Origin of the sequence: Vibrio neptunius, from assembly GCF_000967495.1 — a bacterium.
Taxonomy (GTDB): domain Bacteria; phylum Pseudomonadota; class Gammaproteobacteria; order Enterobacterales; family Vibrionaceae; genus Vibrio; species Vibrio neptunius.
This window is the reverse complement of sequence record NZ_JXXU01000138.1, coordinates 1-1,717: the sequence shown is the minus strand read 5'-3', so window position 1 is coordinate 1,717 and position 1,717 is coordinate 1. Positions and strand designations below refer to the sequence as shown.

Below are 1,717 nucleotides of genomic sequence, written 5' to 3'. Positions count from 1 at the left end.
AAAGTATGCTCCCGCCCTGGGGACTGCCCAATGCGATGAAATGGCTTATCTTTTTTTAATGCCTTATTGAGCGAGATACCCTATCGATATATTTTGCCCGTATCTCCCAGTCTATACCCGATTTGAAAGCCAAAACTTTTCACTGGTTTTACTTTACATTGCTGAGCGGCACGTAAGCCTCTTTTTATTTGTGATTCCGTTAGTTTGTCAGAGATTGCTTTAAACTGCTTTTCAGCGCCTGGATGGTTGTTTTTATTAGCCCAGTAAGACCACTTGAAAGCGTGCAATAAATCCATCATCCCATATTTTTCATCAAGATATAATTCAGCATAATAAAACTGAGCATATGGATCATTGTACAGGGCTCCCATAGAGTATAACGATTTGGCTTGTTCGATATCTTTATCCATCCCCAACCCCAACCCATATTGATACATATAGCCTAATCGCTCTGGCGCAACTTCTGAGCCTGCTTTCATTGCGTAATAATATTTTAGAAAAGCATAGTTATAATCAACTACTTTATATTTATCCGATGAATAGGTGAGTCGTATTTCAGCGACGTAATTCAGGACACACACCAAAAACACCAAAAACACACAGGACACACACCAAAAACACACACCAAAAACAGATTTGTTTGAGGCGGCATTCTCACTGTCTAATTTGAATGATTTTTATAATATACATTATTGTTTTCATTATGTAAGTCTTGGATGTCGGCTTAAAGTGAAAAATTTCGAGTAAGGAGGTGCCAAGGGTAAATGAAGCTTGTAGAGGTGATGAACAATTCTGAGCTAAGTACGCTTCTAGATTCGTATCTTATCGATTGTCTCAAGTAGTGAAACTATTTTAAAAGTAATGACATCTTTATTATGTGAAGTTAAGCGCACCTATTGGAATACAGTGCGCCACTTTCCAAAAAACTTCAGTGACTGACAGTTCTTATTTTTGTTGCGGAGTATGCTGAATGTAAAAATAAATTATTAATATAGTTACTATCCAGGTATCATTACCCTGAATAAGCCAACAAGGATTAATCCAGAACAAGCAACTACAATAAATTTTTTCTGCGTAGGCAGCATCCTATAAACGACCCCTTTGCGCTTCAAATAGACATCCCCACTCAAGACTAAGAATAATGTCAACGGGATAAAAAACAGCATCGATATACAAATAAACCAACGACGACGATACATAGGCGTTTGTTCATAGGTAATATCTAAGCGCTCAAATCTATCATCAGGCAATAAATCTTCGCTTGTACTTTTTGTCATAACTTTTCCTTGCTTTTCAGAGTGTTTTCATTCTGTATTGTTCAATATCTGACAGTGCTAACACTGCAATATCTTTACTAGTGACCTGATTCGGCCAAACGGGATATCTTATTAAGCGGCATTTTTCTGCCAAAAGTTAAGCAGGTTTGATACGCAGGGGTAATCTGCTTTCTGACTCGATTGTAATCAAGCACCATGGACACTAAAAGATCTCATTTTTATTGGCTTGATGCAGAGCAAATAGATAAAAATTAAGTAAACAAATTAAAGAAACAAACAAATTCAGCACAAATTCAAGCAAATTCAGGACACACACCAAAAGGACTGGACACACACCAAAAGGACTAAATAAGTATGATTTCTCCCTTTTCGAGGGACTGACTACAAACTCTTGTTTGAATGATTGCTAACTTCTTATTGTTCGACAAGGAGACACATTG

2 protein-coding genes are annotated in these 1,717 nt (G+C 37.1%); both read right to left on the bottom strand.

Going from position 1 to position 1,717, the window contains the following annotated elements:
* Positions 1-80 precede the first annotated feature (80 nt).
* Positions 81-599, bottom strand: a complete 519-nt coding sequence (locus tag TW84_RS23405) for an SEL1-like repeat protein (protein ID WP_045978010.1) — start codon at positions 597-599, stop codon at positions 81-83.
* 399 nt (positions 600-998) lie between these two features.
* Positions 999-1,277 (bottom strand): hypothetical protein, encoded by a 279-nt coding sequence (locus tag TW84_RS23400; protein ID WP_045978009.1) that lies wholly within the window; start codon positions 1,275-1,277, stop codon positions 999-1,001.
* Positions 1,278-1,717: the final 440 nt, after the last annotated feature.